General features: G+C 51.8%; 13 protein-coding genes and 1 pseudogene. 6 read left to right on the forward strand and 8 right to left on the reverse strand.

The genetic code is table 11. The features are described from left to right. Positions 1-1,001 precede the first annotated feature (1,001 nt). The 4 genes from acnA to ACN0YR_RS02185 all read left to right on the forward strand — a co-directional run bounded on the left by acnA (position 1,002) and on the right by ACN0YR_RS02185 (position 6,619). A complete protein-coding gene (gene acnA / locus ACN0YR_RS02170) occupies positions 1,002-3,722 on the forward strand; it encodes an aconitate hydratase AcnA (protein ID WP_417847564.1) in 2,721 nt (906 codons plus the stop codon). Positions 3,723-3,906: 184 nt separating this feature from the next. Then, positions 3,907-4,284, forward strand: coding sequence for an iron chaperone (locus ACN0YR_RS02175; RefSeq protein WP_417847565.1), 378 nt, complete (start codon positions 3,907-3,909; stop codon positions 4,282-4,284). 64 nt (positions 4,285-4,348) lie between these two features. Next, positions 4,349-5,428: an NADH:flavin oxidoreductase/NADH oxidase gene (locus tag ACN0YR_RS02180; RefSeq protein ID WP_417847566.1), complete on the forward strand. Its 1,080-nt coding sequence runs from the start codon at positions 4,349-4,351 to the stop codon at positions 5,426-5,428. A 192-nt stretch (positions 5,429-5,620) separates the two neighbouring features. Next, complete coding sequence (locus tag ACN0YR_RS02185) at positions 5,621-6,619, forward strand: LLM class flavin-dependent oxidoreductase (RefSeq protein WP_417847567.1); 999 nt, start codon at positions 5,621-5,623, stop codon at positions 6,617-6,619. A gap of 15 nt (positions 6,620-6,634) precedes the next feature. On the opposite strand, the gene ACN0YR_RS02190 is transcribed toward ACN0YR_RS02185, so the two are convergent. The 5 genes and pseudogenes from ACN0YR_RS02190 to ACN0YR_RS02210 form a co-directional block, all read right to left on the reverse strand. Then, positions 6,635-7,960, reverse strand: coding sequence for an MFS transporter permease (locus ACN0YR_RS02190; RefSeq protein ID WP_417847568.1), 1,326 nt, complete (start codon positions 7,958-7,960; stop codon positions 6,635-6,637). 32 nt (positions 7,961-7,992) lie between these two features. Further along, on the reverse strand, positions 7,993-9,534 hold the full coding sequence (locus tag ACN0YR_RS02195) for a glutamate synthase-related protein (RefSeq protein WP_417847569.1): 1,542 nt from the start codon (positions 9,532-9,534) through the stop codon (positions 7,993-7,995). A gap of 125 nt (positions 9,535-9,659) precedes the next feature. Continuing rightward, a complete protein-coding gene (locus ACN0YR_RS02200; RefSeq protein WP_417847570.1) occupies positions 9,660-10,400 on the reverse strand; it encodes a DsbA family protein in 741 nt (246 codons plus the stop codon). 83 nt (positions 10,401-10,483) lie between these two features. Then, positions 10,484-11,183, reverse strand: a pseudogene (locus ACN0YR_RS02205) (pirin family protein). Then, positions 11,180-11,560, reverse strand: a complete 381-nt coding sequence (locus ACN0YR_RS02210; RefSeq protein WP_417847571.1) for a winged helix-turn-helix transcriptional regulator — start codon at positions 11,558-11,560, stop codon at positions 11,180-11,182. The pseudogene ACN0YR_RS02205 and the gene ACN0YR_RS02210 overlap by 4 nt, the downstream one beginning before the upstream one ends. 227 nt (positions 11,561-11,787) lie before the next feature. Here ACN0YR_RS02210 and ACN0YR_RS02215 point away from each other — a divergent pair, with 227 nt between their 5' ends. Together ACN0YR_RS02215 and ACN0YR_RS02220 are read left to right on the forward strand one after the other, a co-directional pair. Next, on the forward strand, positions 11,788-12,252 hold the full coding sequence (locus tag ACN0YR_RS02215) for a cupin domain-containing protein (protein WP_417847572.1): 465 nt from the start codon (positions 11,788-11,790) through the stop codon (positions 12,250-12,252). A gap of 787 nt (positions 12,253-13,039) precedes the next feature. Then, positions 13,040-13,255, forward strand: a complete 216-nt coding sequence (locus ACN0YR_RS02220; protein ID WP_417847573.1) for a 2TM domain-containing protein — start codon at positions 13,040-13,042, stop codon at positions 13,253-13,255. Between the two features lie 241 nt (positions 13,256-13,496). Here ACN0YR_RS02220 and ACN0YR_RS02225 read toward each other — a convergent pair whose 3' ends face one another. From ACN0YR_RS02225 to ACN0YR_RS02235, 3 genes are all read right to left on the reverse strand, one after another. Continuing rightward, on the reverse strand, positions 13,497-14,873 hold the full coding sequence (locus ACN0YR_RS02225) for a sigma-54-dependent transcriptional regulator (protein WP_417847574.1): 1,377 nt from the start codon (positions 14,871-14,873) through the stop codon (positions 13,497-13,499). Next, entirely contained in the window at positions 14,870-16,234 is a 1,365-nt protein-coding gene (locus ACN0YR_RS02230) for a sensor histidine kinase (protein ID WP_417847575.1), read from the reverse strand. The genes ACN0YR_RS02225 and ACN0YR_RS02230 overlap by 4 nt, the downstream gene beginning before the upstream one ends. 677 nt (positions 16,235-16,911) lie before the next feature. Continuing rightward, the gene (locus ACN0YR_RS02235; protein WP_417847576.1) at positions 16,912-19,290 is read right to left on the reverse strand and encodes a glycoside hydrolase family 15 protein; all 2,379 of its coding nucleotides are present in this window, start codon (positions 19,288-19,290) and stop codon (positions 16,912-16,914) included. Positions 19,291-19,440 lie beyond the last annotated feature (150 nt).

Consider the following 19,440-nt stretch of genomic DNA (forward strand, 5'->3'; position numbering starts at 1 on the left):
AAGCCGCTCAACTGGCACTTGCTCGCATCAAGGTACCTGACGAATTGACACCCGTTGCTTAAACTCCGTCACAAGACTGCCAAGAAGACCGTTAAAGATCGACGGATCATGCTTTGTGAAGAAATGAAAGCGATCACTCGCGAATTAATGCTCAACGCTCCGAAAGGCTCGGGAATCCCACTACTGTTCCGAACCAAATATGGCGAAACTCAGGTCGATGTCTACAGAGTATTCAGCGGGGATCGGGGATCCGGGGAGTCCAATCTCCAATGCCGCACGCGAGGCCGGTGCGCATGACTTTACCACCGGGGTGACGGTTGAGATATCACTTGGGTAACCGAGGCTGACACTTTGAGGACTGTTGCTGAGGTGATTCTGGTAGGGGCTGCGTTCTGTGGTCAACTTGTCGAAAAGGCTCAATCAGCGTTCGAAGAGGTTGCTGTTCGTAGTACCTGGTAGCACTCCCAAGCTGTTTATGCGATGCTGAGACTGTAGACATTCAACAACGTCAATGAGAAGCCATGAGCTGAGTGATCAGAGAAAATGGCTTTTCCTGTACTGGGTTCCACATCGGGTATTGAGACAGACCAAAGTCCTGAGCCAGTATGATCGGGGCCGTCAGACTTTGCTCGATATTTTGACCGCTTAAGATTCACTCGCCAGTGGGTGTCTGAAGCATCAATCGTATGACAATAAACTCAAGTTGATGAACTGATTTTTACTTGTTTGCAGAATGAGAAGAACTGATTCTGAAATCTGAATTTGCTCTCTCAAACACCGAAGAAAGTGACCATTCCACAAGCTTCCACATTAGTTCTAGAACCAGTCCGAAAACCTCTGGAATAGCCGCTTTTCTCAACGTTTGAGTGAGCAATATCAGGTTTCAGGACTAGTTCTAAATAGATTGCTCGCATCCGTTTGATATTCATTCCAGTCTGCGGGGAAAATGACCACGCACTGCACACTCACGTTTCACCAGTAGAGCGACAGGGAGTAACCAGATGACAACTGATCCGCTAGGCATTTCTGCGACTTTAGAAACTGCAACGACAAAGTCACGTTACGTGAGCCTCACAAAGCTGGCGGAGAAGACCGGCGCCGATGTGGCGCGCCTTCCTCACACCGTCAAAATTCTACTGGAGAACATCGCCCGGCGTGCTGATGGCAGGGATGTGTCGCAAGCTGACGTGGAGTCACTCGCGAATTGGCCTCATGGCGCGGATGCGTCGATTGCGTTCATGCCGGCTCGCGTCCTGATGCAGGATTTCACCGGCGTTCCCGCTGTCGTTGACCTTGCAGCCATGAGAAGTGCGGTCGCCAGGGCTGGTGGTGATCCTCAGAGCGTCAATCCGTTTGTTCCTGTCGATCTCGTCATTGACCATTCCGTCCAGGTTGACCGCTTCGGCAGCGACGATGCCTACTCCACTAATCTAAAGTGGGAATACCGCCGCAATCGCGAACGCTATTCATTACTCAACTGGGCGCAACAAGCCTTTGACGGTTTCCGTGTCGTGCCTCCAGGAATGGGGATCTGTCATCAGGTCAATCTCGAACATCTCGGGCGAGTTGTGATCGACCGTGACGGTTGGGTCTTTCCCGATACTCTGGTAGGGACCGATTCACACACACCGATGATCAATGGACTCGGAGTGTTGGGCTGGGGAGTCGGCGGGATCGAGGCCGAAGCAGCGATGCTTGGGCAACCGATGTTTCTACCCAAACCTGTCGTACTCGGAGTCAGGACGCTTGGCACTCTTCCGCCTGGAACAACTGCGACCGACCTGGTGCTGACGCTCGCTCAAATTCTCCGGGCGCATGGCGTGGTTGGTAAGTTTGTCGAGTTTTTTGGGGCTGGGTTGAGCTCACTGAGCATTGCGGATCGTGCTACCCTGTCGAATATGTCGCCGGAGTTCGGTGCAACAGCGACGCTGTTCCCGGTTGATGCGAACACTCTGGAATATCTGCGTCTCACCGGGCGAGGAGACAATGTTGATCTGGTTGAACGCTACACGCGCGAACAGGGACTATTCCGGACGGACGACAGTGTCGAGCCGAACTTCAGCGAAGTTCTCGACCTCGACTTGAGCAAAGTCCAGCCCAGCGTTGCCGGGCCGAAGCGACCACAGGATCGCGTCTCGCTGTCTGGCGTCAGGCAGTCGTTTCAGTCCGTTCTGGATGGCGCAGTTGCTGATGTCAGTTCGATTGAACTCGCTCGGCTCAAAGCTGAAGGCTGCCCGGAGGAAGGCGGATTTCTTGCCGCGGAACCGGAGAGTCTGGAACAACCTACTGCCGCAGCATCGGTGACTGATGGATCGGTTGTCATCGCAGCCATTACCAGTTGTACCAATACCTCGAATCCATCGGTGATGATCGCTGCTGGGTTACTGGCTCGCAAAGCAGTCGAAGCTGGTTTACAAAGCAGGCCCTGGGTGAAGACATCGCTGGCACCAGGCTCGCGGGTGGTGACACAATATCTGGATAAAGCGGGTCTCACGCCTTACCTCGAAGAGTTGGGATTCAATCTGGTCGGATATGGTTGCACCACGTGCATCGGAAACTCTGGCCCCTTGCCCGAGGAAATCGCTGAGGCGGTAACCTCGAAAAATCTGGCAGTCGCCGCCGTGCTATCGGGAAATCGGAACTATGAGGGCCGTATTCATGGTCAAGTGCAAGCCAGTTATCTGGCTTCGCCTCCGCTGTGTGTCGCCTATGCACTAATCGGCACGGTTTTGTGTGACATAAGCGTTGATGAGTTAGGGAGAGATCAACAGGGCAATCCTGTCTATTTGAAAGACATATGGCCGACCGCCGAAGAGATAGAAAATCTGGTCGCTGCAACGGTCAGTTCCGATCAATTTGATCTGGAATACGGTCGGATTTTCGAAGGTGATGACAAGTGGAAGAGTATGCCCGCACCGACGGGGACTGTGTTCGACTGGGCTGAGGATTCGACTTACGTACGCGAACCTCCTTTCTTTCTTGATTTTGCCGACACTCCTGCAGCACTTTCTGATATCGAGGGGGCACGCGCGCTGGCGGTGCTTGGAGATACAATCACCACGGATCACATTTCTCCAGCTGGTGCTATTGCTGTGAATTCACCGGCGGGAGAGTATCTCGCCAGCCATCAAATTCCGGCAGATGAATTCAACAGCTTCGGTTCACGTCGTGGGAACCACGAAGTCATGATGCGAGGGACATTCGGCAATCTTCGCTTACGTAACGCGATGGTTCCCGGGATGGAGGGTCCCTGGACCGTCCACACTCCCAGCGGCGACAAAATGACGATTTACGACGCCGCGATGCGATATTTGCAGGAAGAGACACCGTTGGTGGTCATCGCAGGCAAGGAGTACGGCTCGGGCAGCTCGCGCGACTGGGCGGCCAAAGGTGCTGCGTTATTAGGCGTCAAAGCAATTCTTGCGGAGAGCTATGAACGCATTCACCGCAGCAACCTTGTTTGCATGGGGGTTCTGCCTTTGCAGTTCAAGGATGGAGAGTCGGCGCAGTCGCTGGGCTTAAATGGAGACGAAACGTTTTCCATCACCGGAATTGGTGACGGGATTGAGCCACGCCAAACTGTCAACGTCTCCGTCGTCCGGCAAGACGGATCTCGCACAACGTTCGATACCATATTGAGAATCGACGCGGCTGCGGAGGTAGAATACTTTGTGAATGGGGGTATCCTTGAAATGGTCTTAAGACAATTGCTGCCACGTTAGAGCATCTTTCGAATTGGTTTGCAGGTTCTGCCTCGTGGCGAACAGCATTTTTACTGGAGAAATGCGTTCTTCACGGGCAAACGGTAGAGCAAACTGCTCTAGTCGCGATTGCCAATTTCGAATGAGCGGTGGGTTCAGCCATCGCAAAGGCAAGTTCTCTCTTTCATCGACACTCCGAGATAACATGGCAAAGAAGTCTTACAAGACGATTCCGGAATACATTGAAGCGGCTCCCCCTGAAGGCCAACCACAACTTCGTCAACTCCATGCCTTGTTGCAAAGCATCGCTCCCGAAGCCGAGCAGGTGATCAAGTGGAACACGCCTTTTTTCGTTGAGCCACGATTCCTGTTCGCGTTCTCCGCTCATAAATCGCACCTTGGTTTCAATGCGATGGCAGAGTCAATTGAGCCTTTTCGCGATGAGCTGTCGGAATACGAGATCACCAAAATGGGTATCTTGAAAATTCCTTACACAAAGCCGCTGCCGGAAAAATTGATTCGCAAAATTGCCGAGCATCGTATGCAAATGGTTCGCGAACGTGACGACGCATCATTTTGGTAAGATCGTCAAATTGCCATCGATCATTTTGTTGACACCTTTCTTCACACACAGTCTGGAACAGATCATGTCGCTCTCTTTGTTTGATGATTTTCAACTTAAAGATGTCACAATGCGAAACCGCATCGCCGTATCGCCGATGTGCATGTATTCATCAGAGGATGGCTACCCGACAGATTGGCATTTAGTTCACTTGGGTTCTCGGGCGGTTGGCGGTGCCGGCTTGGTGATTGTGGAGGCGACAGCAGTCTCAAGGGACGGTCGCATCAGCCCCGCTGACAGTGGGATTTACACTGATGACCATATAGAGCCTTTTGCGAGAATTGCACGATTCATGCAAAAACATGGGGCAGTATCCGGAATCCAGATTGCGCACGCCGGTCGCAAAGCAAGTTCGAAGAAATCTTGGGAAGGTGGCGCACACATCGACACCAGCGATGGCGGATGGGAGACAATCGCTCCGTCGGCAATTGCATTCGGCGGCAAACTCGACAAAGTGCCCACAGCGATGACTCTCGACGATATCGCCCGAGTGAAGAAGGACTTTGTTGCTGCTGCTGAGCGTTCACTCGCTGCAGGATTCCAATGGCTGCAGGTTCACTTTGCACACGGTTACTTGGCACACGAATTTTACTCGCCGCTATCAAACAACCGGACTGATCAGTACGGCGGCAGCTTTGAGAATCGTATCCGTTTCATGATGGAAACTTTTGAGGCGGTTCGCGAAGTCTGGCCTCAACGTCTGCCGTTGACTGTTCGCTTGTCAGTCACAGACTGGGTGGATGGTGGAGTCACTCTCGAGGAGTCGATCGAACTGATTCGACGGTTGAAATCTGCTGGACTCGACATGATTGACGTCAGCCACGGCATGATCGTCCCCGATCACACAAATGTCCCGACAGAACCGGGATTCATGATCCCTGATGCCGCCCGAATTCGTCGCGATGCCGACATCGCGACAACGACAAGCTGGTTGATCGACTCTCCAGAACAAGCCGAGACAGCAATTCAAAACGAGCAATTGGACATCGTGACATTAGGTCGCGCTATGCTTCGCGACCCATATTGGCCCTGTCATGCCGCAGAAAAGCTGGGAACTGCGAAGGCCAGCGATCTCTTACCCATTCAATACGCACGCGCCGTTTAAAGTGAGTGCTCAGACATTTCTCAGGCAGGCCGGACAATCAATGTGGTTCCAGTGATGGCAACGCCCTGAGTGCATCCATGTCAACACCTCTCCATCAGCGCAGGAAGCAGTTGACCTTGGTGGCACTCCCAATGTGTATGTGCGATACTCGAACCGCAGGCAGCGAGTCATCAACAACATCAAAGAGATGATATGAGTCATCAGCATAAAATGGCTTTCTCTGTATTGGACTTAGCTTCACGTAAAGACACCGATCAAGGTCCTGCTCCAGCATTACACCGGTCGCTCGCCTTAGCTCAACATGTTGAACGTTTAGGATTCACCCGTTTTTGGGTGGCTGAGCATCACAATATGGATGCGATTGTCAGCTCAGCAACTGCGGTGTTGATTGGTTATCTTGCAGCGGGGACCAGGCAAATACGGGTCGGTGCCGGTGGGGTGATGCTACCGAATCATGCTCCTTTAGTGATTGCTGAACAGTTTGGTACGTTAGAGGCACTGTATCCTGGACGAATTGATTTGGGTCTCGGTCGAGCACCGGGGACTGATCAGGTGACCGCGCGGGCTTTGCGCAACCATCGCACTGGAAGTTCAGCTGACTTTCCTGAAGACATCATCGAATTGCAAAGATTTTTAGGACCACGTCGCGCAGGACAGCAAGTCATTGCGATGCCAGGTGTTGACAGTAACGTCCCCATTTGGATTTTAGGTTCCAGTCTGTTTAGTGCGCAATTAGCTGCGGAAAAAGGTTTGCCTTACGCCTTTGCTTCGCACTTTGCGCCGCGAATGATGATGCAAGCCATCGAACTGTATCGCCGCCACTTCAAACCATCTGCGGTTTTGGAGGCCCCTTATGTGATGCTTGGGATTCCTTTAGTTGCAGCAGAGACTGACTCGCAAGCAGAGTTTTTAGCCACCACCACATTCCAGCGCATTCTTGCTTTGCTTCGAGGGAAAAGCCTGCTGCTGCGTCCACCCGTTCAAAGTATGCAGGATCTCTGGCAACCGCAAGAAGAGAAGATGGTCAAAGAATTTTTACGCATGGCTATGATAGGCAGCGCAGAAACCATTAAGCAAAAATTACAGGAGTTGTCGCAACAGACCCAAGCGGATGAGCTGATTTTCACGTGCGATCTGTATGAGCACAAAGATCGTTTGCGTTCGTTTGAAATTCTTGCCGGATTGCAGTGACTAGAGCAGTTTGCTCTACGTGGCCTGAACGTCGTCTAATCCGGCTGCCGCGAAGATCGCCATGGCTGCCATTGAAGTGAAGATTAACAATACAGCGCCGATGCCGAGCCACTGCGCAATAACGCCAAAGACGCCACCGGCGAGCAGGATCAGGCCGACCACTGAATTGCTGAGCGCGGTGTACGTTGCACGGTTGTCGCGGTCCGCCATATCGACGACGTGTACAGAACGTCCGAGCCGCACACCCTGATGCGCGATCATGAGTACGAATAACAGCCCAGGCAGCAATGACGCCTCTTGCAGTACGGTCGGCATTGCCAGAGCAACGAACGCGGCAGATCCGTTTGCCAGCACAGCGAGCGTCGCCGCAAGCATCAGCACGAGGCGGCTGGACCTGTCGGAGACCCGCCCCCAGATGTAGGCGCTGGATAGACTCGCTGCCGCCGACGCGATCATGAAGGAGCCCAGCGTACCGAGACCGCTGACTGCACGATCACCGCTGAGTGCAATATAGAACGGCGGCGCCAATGCCGTCGACAATAATAATGTACGTGTGATGATGAGTCGGCGAAGTTGTGCGTCGCTGCGCAGCAGGCCGAGCTGCGCGATGACCGCTGCCAAACCATCAATGCCACCTTCGGTCGCGCCGGGTTCTTCTCGAAGCAAACTGAAAACAAACGCAGCCAGTAGCCAACAGGCACCGCCGAGTGCGACCATGCCGGCGACGACTGGCACTGTGAGCGGAATCCAGCCGATGGAATAGCTGACTGCCAACAGCAGCGTTGCCACAGCGGCGATGGTGCCCGTCGTTCCACTGACCGAGCCTCGCCGGCCCATGTCCACGGTTTTCCCGAGCAAGTCCTTGTGGCTGATCGAGCAGAGGCTGCGGCCAAGTGCGAAGATCGCGATCAGTACGACGGCGATGATGCCGGAAAAATCGCCGGAAAACATCTGCGCAAACCATCCCATCAGACCGAAGCTGATAATCGCGGCGCCCTGGACAACACAACCAGACACGTAGACGGTCTTGCGAATGGGGAGGCTCCGAATGCGTGCCGAGATCGCCAGCTGCGGCAGCATCGCCAGAGATTCACGCACCGGCACCAGCAGCCCAAGTGCCCAGGTTGGTGTACCGATCGCGTCGAGCAACCAGGCGAGCACGAGCTTGGGATCGGCCAGTCCTTCTCCAATTTTCGTGAGACTCAGCGACACAATGTGTACACCATAGTTGTGCGGCTGTGCACGGCACGCAGATTCTGGCAAATCGCGGCACACCTGCGCAAGTTCGTCATCATCGACGAGTAGAGCGTGAAGGCGGGTGAATCCGTTCGTCTTTTCCATGGTGTGATTCATTTTTGGATGTTTTGAGACGCTCAGCGGTTGGAGTCGAAGCCGGCATACTGGATTCCAGCCAATTCAGCAATCTCCTTCTTCCAGCTTGTGATGTCGTCTTTATTGAACTGGCTCAGCTGATTGTAACCACACCCTCGAGCATGCACCTTCATCAGTTCGACTGACGAATCAAAGTAACGTTGAAGACGTTCAGCACCTTCCTGAACCTTGAGGCGGGCCCTCAGTTCCGGTTTCTGAGTCGCCACTCCAGCAGGACAGTTATTTGTGTGACACATGCGGGCGCCAACGCAACCGATCGACTGCATCGCTGAGTTTGCCAAAGCGATGCCATCGGCCCCCAAACAGAGTGCCTTCACGAAATCTGGGGCAACTCGCAATCCACCAGTGATGATGAGAGTGACATGATTGGCTCCCTGACGATCCAGAAAGTGGCGGGCTCTGGCAAGAGCGGGGAGCGTGGGCACCGAGATGTGGTTCCGGAAAAGCAACGGAGCAGCTCCGGTTCCGCCTCCACGGCCATCCAGAATGATATAGTCAACTCCGACATCCAGAGCGAACCCGATGTCCTTCTCAATATGATTGGCCGACAATTTCATGCCGATCGGAATTCCACCAGTCATGGACCGAACGTTTTCGGCAAATGCCCGAAAGTCCCCAACGGTCACGAGATCTTCAAAGCGCGAAGGAGAAACGGCCGGAGTCCCCTCTTCCAAATTACGGACTTTTGCAATCTTACCCACGACCTTGTTGCCGGGAAGGTGCCCACCGGTCCCGGTCTTGGCACCTTGTCCCCCTTTGAAGTGAAAGGCTTGAACTCGAGTTAACAGCGATTCTTCGAAGCCGAATTTGGCTGATGCAAGTTCGTAGAAGTAACGAGTATTTTCTTGCTGCTCTTCAGGCAGCATGCCTCCTTCTCCCGAGCAGATCCCCGTGCCTGCCAATTCGGCTCCTCGAGCCATGGCTGTCTTGGCTTCCTCGGAAAGTGCTCCGAAGCTCATGTCGGAAACAATAAGCGGGATCTTTAACTTCAGCGGTTTTTTGGCATTTGGACCGATGACCAACTCGGTCTCCACATCGGCGTCATCAGCCTGAGGTCGTTTAGCAAACTGAGCGGTCAGGATTTGGATATCGTCCCAATGTGGAAGTTGGTCCCGAGGTACTCCCATGGCATCCAGAGGCCCGTGATGACCAGTCTTACTCAGACCGTATTTTGCCAGGTTGTGGATTTCAACAACCTTCGGTTCTTCCGGGGTCGGTGACGGATCAGGCATGCCGTCGCTGTCATCATTGTCTTCGGACGTATCATCTGAACTTGCTGGGGCGTCAAGTTTCGAGTGCGTTCCATCGCAAAACGGAGCATTGTTTGTGTGTTTGCACTGACATAGATACGCCTCACCCTCTTCCTCAGCCACAAATGCCTTGGGCGTGAATGAAGTGCCCCGATGAGAGCCATCACAAAACGGCTGGCTCGCGGACTTCCCGCAGGTACACCAGTAGTACTCCTTGCCTTTTTCGAGTTCGACTTTGACTGGCTCTTTGGCGGCGATGGTAGGCTCTGACATAGCGGGTCTCCTTATCGATTTGTGCAGGTGGTGCGATTTATAAATGTAACGGCTTGGTCACCTTGAAAGGTTTGTCGCAAGTCTGTTTCGGTGTTCATGACGATTGATCAGTCCTACCCGCAGACTCAAGCGGCAATCTCTTGTCGCAGTCGAGAGAGTACTTGTTCAGTTGTGGCATAGCCCTCGGCAAGCGGTTGTATTTTGCCATCATGCTCCAACAGCAGTGTAGGAAAGGAGCGGACGCCCCACTGCCGACAGCGAGCGAATTCCTGCTGAACAGCCTGCAGGGCTTCTGGTGAATCGAACAGGGTGCGGAATTCTTCAAAATCCAATGCCAGCGTGGCGCAGATGCTGGCATAGAAATCAGCCACCTTGGGGTCTTGCCCCTCCACATAAAATTTATGTTGAACTGCGGAGAAGAAGATCAACGCAATCGAGCTTGGAAGATGGTTCCGGGTCTGGAGCAGCTTAACGGTCGCCACGGCGCGGCAGGCGGGTTCCGTGTCGTAGTCGAAATGCGGCGACTCCAGCAGGGTGAAACCGAAGGGCTGCCCGGTCACCCGAGCGATGTTACGCCATTCGTTGCGTAGAAAGTCCTTAAACTCTTCGTTCCACTTGTCGCCACCGCCCGCCCGCAAACCACCCATCGTGATCGAGAACTCGATGCCTTCTGCTTCACAGAAAGCCTCAACTTCTCCGACGGTGGGCGAGATACCCCAACACCAGGAGCACATCGGATCGCCGATATAACGGACGCCCCAACTACGGGACGACCGTTCAAGGGGCTTGCTCGATGCAGCGGGAGCGAGAGGATTGTTCAGGTCGGGGACCAGGCAGGCGCCTGTGACGGGATCGCACTTCGTCATGCTCGGGGACTCCTTCGGAGAGTTTTTGAGAACTGATTCGTTTCGATTCACGTCCGTTGCGGATCACAGTGATCACTATGAAGCTACGCCAAATCGAACAACATGATTTCGGCATCGGCGTTGGCCGTAATGTTCAACTCTGTTTCGTCGCTGATCGCTGCTCCGTCACTTGTTTTTAATGCCTCGCCATTCAATGTGACGGAGCCACGAAGCACTTGCAGCCATGCGTAACGACCTAATGGAATGTTGTGGCTGATTGAGTTTCCGTTTTGGAGTTTGGACAAATAAATGCTGGCGTCTTGATGGATGGTGAGTGAGCCGTCGCGTCCATCTGGTGTGGCGACCGCGCGAAGAACATTGTTCAGATCAGTGTCAGCGAACTTTTTTTGTTCGTAGCTTGGCTCGATGTTCTGAGACTTTGGATACAACCAGATTTGGTAGAAGTGGGTTGGCTCGCTCTCGGAAGGATTGAATTCGCTATGCGTGATTCCCGTCCCGGCACTGATTCGCTGGAACTCTCCCGGTTTTAGTACTTCGCCATTGCCGAGCGAATCCTTGTGTTCAAGAGCACCATCAAGAACGTACGAGACGATCTCCATGTTGTCGTGGGCGTGTTCCCCAAAACCCTCGCCCCGCCGCGACGCGGTCTTCGTTCATCACTCGCAGCGAACGAAACCCCATCTGCTTCGGATCGTGATAGGAAGCGAACGAAAACGTGTGATAACTGTTGAGCCATCCGTGGTCGCCGTGACCTCGATCGTTTGCTTTGCGTATTTCAATCATTCGCTCTGCTCCTTATTGTTCATTTTATCATAACGTTTTCGAGCCGCTTCGACATTTTTGATTTGCTCTTTGCCCCATTTCTCGATGGAAACAAAAAGTGGTTTGAGCGTTTGAGCTAATTCAGTTGCCGAATACTCCACTCGCGGAGGCACCTCGCGAAAATCCTTTCGTAACACCAGACCGTCGCGTTCAAGTTCGCGAAGTTGCTGCGTCATAATTCGCTGAGACACTTCCGGAATCAACCGCCGAAGCTCACCGTGACGGCACGCTCCATTCTCATATAAATGAAACAGCAACGCAGGTTTCCACTTGCTGCCAAAGACAGCTAACGTCGCTTCTAGCGCACAGGGTCCTGAATATTTCGTGCGTTTTACCATCTTTCTCCCTATAGGAACAATTTTGCTCCTACTTGCAATTACGAATGTACACTCCGTATCCTAAGCAAGCTGGTTCAGTTTGTCACGTATAAGACTCAGTTCATTCCGCTCTTCCACCGTTTAAGGAATGACCGAAGCGTCGACGAGCAACCCGACGTGAAATCAGGCGACTCAACAACATCATGAACCTCTTACAAGTTACCGGAGATGTAATCATGGAAAGTGCAATGAAACGTTCCGGCGAAGGACCATCAGTTTGGGTCGTCGGCGATTTGTACACAATTAAGGCAAGTGGCGCGGGGACAGGAGGCGCCTTCACTCTGATCGAGGTTTCGGTTCCACCCGGTTCGGGTCCGCCACCTCATGTGCATCATCGTGAAGATGAAGCTTTTTACGTCATCGAAGGAGAGTTCGAAGTGCACGTCGATGACAATGTTCTAACCGCAAAACCCGGTGACTGGGTGACTCTCGCCAAAGAGTCGTTGCACTCCTTTAGAAACATTGGAGAGGGTGTTGGTCGAATGTTAATCCTGGCCACACCCGCCGGGCTTGACGATTTTTTTCTCGAAGCAGGCCGGGTCGCCACCGACACATCGCTTGATGCTGCAATTGTCACACCAGAAGACAAACAGCGTCTGATTGACATTTCACCGAAGTACGGCATCGACATTAGAGCCCCGCAGGAGGCATAACGACAAGTTGAAACTGTTGAAGATCGAGTTGTAGACATCGGTCAGAAAACGTGGCACTCGACAGTTGAAAAGTGGAACGCTGGCTTGAAATAAGAAACCGGTCAAGTGGACGTGAGCGATTTAGAGCATCTTCAGGTTTGGGCTTCAGTGTATCTGCAGGAGTGAACGTAATTCAAATACTCCTGGGGACTGAACACCTCAACCAACCCGCCTACGGGTGCATCCGCACCATCAAGATGGCAAGCGGAGTCGTGGGAAGAAGAACAAGGAAGCCGCTCAACTGGCACTTGCTCGCCAACGCGGTATCACCTCAGTCTGACCGATGCCCACATGCATAAGGCATTACTTAGAACTGGTCCTGAAACGTGAAATTGCTCTCTCAAACGTTGAGGAAAGCACCTATTTCAGAGGTTTTCGGACTGGTTCTAATTTGAATCTTGCTCTTCAGAAGAGGCATTGCATAGCGGAAGTTTTGAAGACGCACTGGATTGTTATCGACCAGTTGTCGACCAGCGGCAATGGTGGAATTAATCGCTGAAAGTGTGAAAGAATAAAACAGAATGAAAATGACATGAGCTATTGGGTTTCCAAGACTTCTTCATGTTTCTTTGGCACGTCATCTGCACAATTCAAGACATCGAGACTGATCCACACGAAGGGATCACGTCCTTGAGGTGCTGGTCAGTATCGTTGAGTACGTCGGTCGTTATTTTGTTTCACCGGCGCGTTCAATTTTAATTCCAGTCAGGCAACCTCTTCCATCGCACGATTTATTGAGTTTGATTCAATGAATAACCGCACCCCACAAGTACGGATTCAGAAACTGCGTACGCATTGCATCGTTTACATTGCAGTCAATTCAGGTCTCACCGCACTGAATCTGATCCGTAACCCTGATCATCTCTGGTTCTACTGGCCACTCGCTGGCTGGGGTGCCGGTCTGTTACTACATGCTGGACTGGTCTGGAAGAACAATCGAAAAGACCACGAGAGAATTGCTTAGAGCAGTTTGCTCTACCGTGTGCCCGTGAAGAACGCATTTCTCTAGTAAAAAAGCTGTTCGCCACGAGGCAGAATCTGACACCAATCCGAAAGACGCGCTAGTTAACCCTGCAAAGATCGCTTACGATCTGATTCACGCCCTGCGTACCAGTCGGAAACCATGTTAAAGAATTTCCCTGGTGAGTTGATTGATATCTTAAAGCAGGAAACAAACTCTGAACCAGTGTCAACTTAACAGGATCTCAGGATGAAGCCTCTGCGAGCTTCAATTTGCGATAGATCGTTTTTCGGTCGAGGCCGAGGATGCGGGCTGCTTGAGTTTGGTTGTTGTTGACCGCTTCTAAAACGTGAGAGATGTAGCGGCGTTCAATCTCTTCCATCGACACGAGTTCGGTCGGGTCGAGACCGCCGATGAAAATGGTACCACTTTTGAAGTTACGAATCTTTTCAGGGAGATCTTCAACGGTAATTTTGTCATAGCGTGTCAGTGCGACAGCCCTCTCCATGACGTTTCGCAGTTCACGCACATTCCCTGGCCATGAATAACTCAGCAACTTCTCAGCGACTCCATCCGCCATGCCTGAAATCGGCTTGCTTTCGTTGGCGGCAAATTGTTTCAGAAAATGATCTGCCAGGTAAAGTACGTCGGTTCCTCGGGATCGCAATGCTGGAAGTTCGATTCCGATCACATTGATGCGATAGTACAAGTCTTCACGAAAACGTCCTTCCGAAACAGCTGTCTCTAAATCACGATTTGTGGCAGTCAAAACTCGAACGTCGAATGCTGTTTCTTTGTCGCTGCCAACGGGGCGAACTTTTCGTTCTTCCAAGGCTCTAAGCAGTTTGACTTGCATAGAAACCGGCATTTCGCCCATTTCATCCAGCAGCAATGTGCCGCCATTCGCTTCTACGAACAGACCTTTGCGTTCACCTTTCGCATCGGTAAATGCCCCTTTGACATGACCAAACAGCTCGCTTTCTAAGAGCGTCTCATTCAATGCCGCACAGTTGATTGCGATAAATGGTTGCTCTGCACGACGACTTTTTGAGTGGATCGATCGGGCGACAAGCTCCTTGCCTGTTCCGCTTTCACCGGTGATTAAGACCGCGGCGTCTGAAGCTGCGACTTGTGTCAGTTGATCGTACAGCTTACGCATGGGTGGACTTTGGCCGAGTATCTCACCAAACGCGGAGGCACTTGTGTGATGAGATTCCAGGAGTTGAACCTGTTCCGTCAATTGGCGATGTTGTATTGCTCGCTGAAGTGTTATCGAAAGCAGATCCATCTCGATCGGCTTCGTGATGAAATCATAAGCTCCTGATCGCATCGCACTGACGGCAGTTTCCAATGTTCCGAAGGCAGTCATCACAACGACCGGGATATCGGGTCGAGTTTGCGAGAGCTGTTGACAGAATTGCAAACCGGTCGTGCCGGGCATCCGCACGTCTGTGAGTATGGCGTCGAAGTTGTATTGATGAATCGCTTCGAGCGCCTCTGGCACCGAGGTATACCAGCAACTGCTGATCCCGCGCAATCGCAGATCGGTTTCGATAAGTTCGCACATATTGCGTTCATCATCGACGATCATCACTTGAGGATTTGGTGAAGTGTTATTCATGACTGACATGTTTGGCTTGGGAAACTTATCGTGAAAGTCGTGCCATCACTGGGACTGCTTTGGACTCGCAGATTGCCTCCGTGTTCGCGCACGATACCGTAGGCGATGGACAATCCGAGGCCGGTTCCTTCACCGACATCTTTCGTCGTATAGAAAGGCTCAAAGACATGATTAATGTCAGCGGTATCGATTCCAGTTCCTGTGTCTGAAACTTCGATTTGACACCGCTGATCAGGCAAGTCCGCCAATGAGACAGTGACACTTCCAGAATCGGAGATGGCTGCGATGGCGTTGGTGATCAAATTCGTAAGCACTTGCTGAATTTGGGAAGCATCTCCGGCAATTTGAATCGTTTCGTTCGGCAAATCTGCGATGATATCAACGTTTGACTTCGCAGCGAGGGGGCGCATCAATTCACAGGTTCGCTCGACGACATCATTGAGACCGATCAAAGCGTGAGTTGATGGTTTCTGTCTGGCGAAATCGAGGAGTTGTCGGATAATTTTCGTCATCCGTTCCGCTTCCGACTGAATCGTTTCCGCACTTGCAACAACTTCCTCAGCGGACAACTTTCCGCTCTTAATCAAACCTGCCCGACCTGAAACCACGTTCAGCGGCGTCCCGAGTTCATGTGCCATTCCTGCAGCAAGTGTTCCAATCGTACCGAGCCGATCAGTATGTCTAATCGTATCTCGCTGTTGACTAATTCGATGGCTCATCTCACTGATTGCACTCGCGAGTCGACCAAATTCGTCGCGACTTTCCAGTACCGGCGGTTGATCAAGTTGCCCATCGCCAATCTGATTGACTTGTGCGATCAAACGATTCAGTGGTTTTCCTACCAGTTGAACCCCTCCGAAGAAGATCACAACTCCCGAGAAGACTGCAACGACCAGCAATGAAAACATGGAGGTCAATACCGAGCCTCGCATGAAGTCGTCTTGCTCATTCAGTGCTTCCGAGACGACGACCGTTCCAGAAGTCTCATCGTCCAAGTTGATCGGGACATATGAGTATGCTTTTCGATTCCCTTTAGCGTCCGTGATCGAGATGCTGGCGGATTGCCGTGAAGTCGTTTCTGTTTGATGTGGAATATTCTCCTGATCATTCATCCAGTGAACTTCCGGACCGTTCAGTTGTCGCGTTGAGACTTCGACCGCTTGCTGAATTGTAATCGTACCACCCGTTTCATAAGCCTGCTGAATGGTCGGGGCTAATGTTGCAGCAATGTCTCCCGCATGAGCACTTCGCCGTTGTGCTTCCCAGGCATGCTGTCGACGAATCGTCTGCCAAGCGAACAGTGACACAATCGCGAACACTCCCAGCAGAAAGATCAAAATCAGTTTGGCAGCTAGTTTCATGATTTAAAATATCTTGGCGCGGAACAGATCTTTAAGTGGTTGGACCATTGGATTGAGTTTACTGCATAGGTCATGCCATAAGGAATCGAGTTGACCGCAGTGAGTCAATCATGCGGAAAGTGAGAGATCCGTGCTGTCAGGTCAGGGGCAAAATCCCTCAGCGGGGCAGAAAGCCCCAACCTGATTTCAGTGTAACTCCATCAATGGTAGATTAAATCCGTGGGAAAAATGAGTTGGCATGCATAGTGCATCAAATGTCAGGTCGCGCTGAATTTTCAGGATTAAAAATCAGGAGTACGTGACGATCGCTCCCGTCCCAAAATGTTATCATTCGATGCCCAGGCAGATCGCTGCGATGCAACACCTCACCCCTACAAACAGAGATGAAAAAGAACATCAGCAGCGTCGAGCGGAGGCTCAAGCAAAACTGGCAAAGCTTTACCAACAAATCATACGAGGCCCAGACTTTGGCCGTTAAGTGACCACTCTGAAATTATCGCGAGGAGTGGTTGCGACGACATTTTGATCTGGCTGGACAATTGCTGTTAGACAAATGAAATGCTGCGTTTTTTCGATCTAGCTCCCTTTGCTCTAGCCTTCACGTAAAGCAAGTTGAGCGGTCGGCAGATATGGATTTGCTTTAGCAGAACTCGCAAAGCATTTTAGCAATGGGTTGATCAGGGCAACGCTTCTGTGATCTCGACAGTGTAAGTGGTCTCTTCCCAGCGTTCCTCTGATTGCCTGTGAAACGTGAAACTCACTTCACTATGCGCGCTTAGCGAATCCGTAGGTAAGTCGACGTAAAACAGTCCCAGTCCATTCGCTTGAAGTGGAGAAAACTCCTCAGTGCTCCAGTTATCGGAGCTCCAGCGAATCACGGCTGCCAGATCGCAAACAATCCTTAACAGCTTGCCAGAAGGAATTTTGGTGAGCTGATGTGCGAATGTCCAGACTTCAATGTGGCTTGATGGATCACCGTTGGCATAACGTTGATAGACAGTTTCGACGCGATCAAAACAAATACCATCTTTCTGACTTCGAACCAGAGAAATGTATTCCGCATGCGCCCAGCAGAGCGGCATGGCTGAACCGGCAGGTTTTCCGAAAAACATGCATTTTCCTGGAATGTCGTCGGCATCCCACAATTGCTCCGCAAGTAGCCCTCCGTCACTGGCAAAACCCTCCATGGCTTTGATGTAGGGCGTTACATCGCGCCCCGCTGCAACCTCGTAATGTCCACGTTCTCCAGTTAACAAAGGCCAGACACGACCTTCCCCCGTTCCGTCGAACGCGCTGCCATCGGGATGCTGTCCATAACCATCAAAATTGTAGCGTCGCCAACATGGCCCCTGCGGGAGTTCACGTTTGAGCACTGCATCAACCACAGCGAGGGAGTCAATCACCAAAGGATGATCCCAGGCGATAATCCCCATACGCACGAGTTGCAAGAAGCCTGCATCCACAATGTTTCGAGCGGGATGTTCCCCACCACCATTCCCAATTTGAATCATGGCGCTGTCTGGGTTGAGATGGGCTGGACCGGGATGCGAGGCTTGTGGCGTCAGGCGAATAAAGTGGCGCGGTTTTCCGTCTAGCAATTCTCCACAATTGGTCACGGTCCACTTTTCAAGAGAGGCGACCATCCAATCGGCATGTTCAAGTAGAAACCTCGCTTCTTTCGTCTCACCTGCTGCATTCGCGAAATCCGCAGCACACACAATTGCAGAGATGATCGTTGCCAGTGTTGACGGCGAATATCCAGAGTTCTCCTCCCAACGTTCCTGACCCGTGACAGGTCCGTTGAGAATCAAGTAGTGCACTGCTCGACGAATCAGCGTCGTCGGATCAAATTCACACAAGGCATCAGCCGCCTTCAATCGCCAGGCAAGAATCACCGGAGCAGCGACTTCGTCAAGCTGTACACCGTGCCAATAGGACGTTCCGTCAATGGAACTGTTTTGTGGCATGCCTCCATCTTTTCCTTGGATACTTGCTAGCCAAACGAGTGCTCGCAACGGAGATTCTTTCTCCCCACACGCCAGCAACGCAGTGGTAGTTTGCACCATGTCTCGCGCCCAAACGAGATGATATCCGCCGGCATCGCTGTCATCTTTCGTTTCTCCCCAGGGGATGCTCATCGATGCGACAGTCGCTCCAGAAAACTGTTTGTCCTCATGTGCCATCAGGACATGTTGACTCAGACGGACCAACGAATTCGTTTCAGTATCTTCAGACAGTTTTCTCTGTTGCGTCCGCTTCCATTGTGCAATGAACTTTGCGCGCTGATCTGCAAACGAACCAGCAAATGCTTGCAGCAGAGCGGTCGCAGCACTTTGATGAGAATCTCCCAGACTGACGCCAATCACAAATTCTAATCTACGAGACAAATCGACTTGTGCAGTCATCGCCACGTTACCATTACTGGCCTCTGTGAACTGCCAGTTCATCTGGAGATTGTCTTTGATATCTCGCCAGCCATCGCTAACACCAACGAAGCCGACACTGCGACGAATAAAGTCGGTGTCGCAACCAAGGACAAGATGGACATCTTCGCGTTCTGCGCGGAGGAAATGCTGGCCCGCAAATTCACACAACAAGGCGGTATTGTTTCCCCCGGTGTTCTTAATGTGCGGGGCAAGTAAGACAAAGAGTTGCAACTTGTCTTTTAGGGATTCGTCTACAATTTCAACCTTGACCGATTGCAGCACGACCGAGGAATGAGGCTCGCAAATGATCTCCTTGATAACACGATACCTTCCATCAGGATCACTGTTCGTTAACCGATAGAACATGGCATCCGGATCAGGTCTTTCACAATGATGCAACAAGTCTCGCTTCTCTTCGTGAAAGAATGTTTCTCCGTCTGTTAGCAAGAACTGCAAGTCTCGCGTGTTCGGTGAATCGACATGTGGATAGTAAATCTCATTCAAGATCCCGTGACTCAACGTAAACCAAACGCGTGAACTCGTGTGGTAAGCTGTCCCAATTCCATCCTTTGCACTCGAAGTCCAGCGAGGAGCGATCCCCGGTGCGCCTGGAGCTTGTTCTGGCGTCATAACGAAAACTCCTAAGACACTTACCTGAATTACTTAAGTCATGTTTCGCCTGTTCATGCTGTTGAATATCACATTCGACTTCAGGATCAATAGTAAGCTTCCAAGGATTGAAATGTGTAATTGAGAGAAGAAATTCAGCAAAGTGAGAAC

The sequence above is a fragment of the Thalassoglobus sp. genome, from assembly GCF_048270125.1.
Lineage (GTDB): Bacteria > Planctomycetota > Planctomycetia > Planctomycetales > Planctomycetaceae > Thalassoglobus.

Coding starts and splice junctions, on each gene's coding strand:
- ACN0YR_RS02215 (WP_417847572.1), top strand. CDS start 11,788: ATGAAACGTTCCGGCGAAGGACCATCAGTTTGGGTCGTCGGCGATTTG.
- ACN0YR_RS02190 (WP_417847568.1), bottom strand. CDS start 7,960: ATGGAAAAGACGAACGGATTCACCCGCCTTCACGCTCTACTCGTCGAT.
- ACN0YR_RS02225 (WP_417847574.1), bottom strand. CDS start 14,873: ATGAATAACACTTCACCAAATCCTCAAGTGATGATCGTCGATGATGAA.
- ACN0YR_RS02185 (WP_417847567.1), top strand. CDS start 5,621: ATGAGTCATCAGCATAAAATGGCTTTCTCTGTATTGGACTTAGCTTCA.
- ACN0YR_RS02235 (WP_417847576.1), bottom strand. CDS start 19,290: ATGACGCCAGAACAAGCTCCAGGCGCACCGGGGATCGCTCCTCGCTGG.
- ACN0YR_RS02175 (WP_417847565.1), top strand. CDS start 3,907: ATGGCAAAGAAGTCTTACAAGACGATTCCGGAATACATTGAAGCGGCT.
- ACN0YR_RS02220 (WP_417847573.1), top strand. CDS start 13,040: ATGAATAACCGCACCCCACAAGTACGGATTCAGAAACTGCGTACGCAT.
- ACN0YR_RS02210 (WP_417847571.1), bottom strand. CDS start 11,560: ATGGTAAAACGCACGAAATATTCAGGACCCTGTGCGCTAGAAGCGACG.
- ACN0YR_RS02200 (WP_417847570.1), bottom strand. CDS start 10,400: ATGACGAAGTGCGATCCCGTCACAGGCGCCTGCCTGGTCCCCGACCTG.
- ACN0YR_RS02230 (WP_417847575.1), bottom strand. CDS start 16,234: ATGAAACTAGCTGCCAAACTGATTTTGATCTTTCTGCTGGGAGTGTTC.
- acnA (WP_417847564.1), top strand. CDS start 1,002: ATGACAACTGATCCGCTAGGCATTTCTGCGACTTTAGAAACTGCAACG.
- ACN0YR_RS02180 (WP_417847566.1), top strand. CDS start 4,349: ATGTCGCTCTCTTTGTTTGATGATTTTCAACTTAAAGATGTCACAATG.
- ACN0YR_RS02195 (WP_417847569.1), bottom strand. CDS start 9,534: ATGTCAGAGCCTACCATCGCCGCCAAAGAGCCAGTCAAAGTCGAACTC.